Origin of the sequence: Nocardiopsis halotolerans DSM 44410 (assembly GCF_000341065.1) — a bacterium.
In the GTDB taxonomy this organism is placed as follows: domain Bacteria; phylum Actinomycetota; class Actinomycetes; order Streptosporangiales; family Streptosporangiaceae; genus Nocardiopsis; species Nocardiopsis halotolerans.
Genome location: NZ_ANAX01000418.1, coordinates 1 through 938, shown reverse-complemented (window position 1 = coordinate 938; position 938 = coordinate 1). Strand labels below are relative to the sequence as shown.

At 75.9% G+C, this 938-nt stretch carries 2 pseudogenes; one reads left to right on the top strand and one right to left on the bottom strand.

Annotation, left to right across the window (positions count from 1 at the left end):
* Window positions 1–439 (top strand): annotated as a pseudogene (locus D455_RS0128685) (hypothetical protein); the annotation flags it as partial.
* A 60-nt stretch (window positions 440–499) separates the two neighbouring features.
* On the opposite strand, the pseudogene D455_RS0128690 reads toward D455_RS0128685, so the two are convergent.
* Window positions 500–938: pseudogene (locus D455_RS0128690) on the bottom strand (hypothetical protein); the annotation flags it as partial.

The window sequence follows — 938 nt, the reverse complement described above, 5'->3', positions numbered from 1 at the left end:
CCTGGCCCCCCCGCCACGGCTACCGTTCCTGCGCTGGAACACCGGTGACCCCGTGGTCATCGACACCGACAACGACGTTTCCGACGCCCACCGCTCCACCCCGCGGGTGCTGGAGGAGTGGGGCGCACGGCCGCGGGAGCTGCGCCGGGCGTGCGCCGACCGCCTGGGCACCGACGCCGGGCCGCTGTTCGCGTTGTGGACCACGGCCGTGGCCTGCGGCGCGGTCCAGGAGCGGCACTGGCCTGGCAGCGTGGCCGGACTGCGCGCCCGCCTGGACGACCCCCTGGTCGAACGCGCGCTGGCCACCCTCGCGCCGGGGGCCCTGCGCGTCGTCCTGTCCCCGGAACGGCTGGCCGAACGCTCAGACCAGCTGGTACCGGCGGTGCTCGACGCCATGGAGTACGGGGCACGGCTCACCGACGCCGCGCAGCACGCCTGAGCACGGGTCGTTCCCCGCCGTCCGTGGAGCGCTCCACGGACGGCGGGGAACGACCCGTGCTCAGGCGTGCTGCGCGGCGTCGGTGAGCCGTGCCCCGTACTCCATGGCGTCGAGCACCGCCGGTACCAGCTGGTCTGAGCGTTCGGCCAGCCGTTCCGGGGACAGGACGACGCGCAGGGCCCCCGGCGCGAGGGTGGCCAGCGCGCGTTCGACCAGGGGGTCGTCCAGGCGGGCGCGCAGTCCGGCCACGCTGCCAGGCCAGTGCCGCTCCTGGACCGCGCCGCAGGCCACGGCCGTGGTCCACAACGCGAACAGCGGCCCGGCGTCGGTGCCCAGGCGGTCGGCGCACGCCCGGCGCAGCTCCCGCGGCCGTGCGCCCCACTCCTCCAGCACCCGCGGGGTGGAGCGGTGGGCGTCGGAAACGTCGTTGTCGGTGTCGATGACCACGGGGTCACCGGTGTTCCAGCGCAGGAACGGTAGCCGTGGCGGGGGGGCCAGG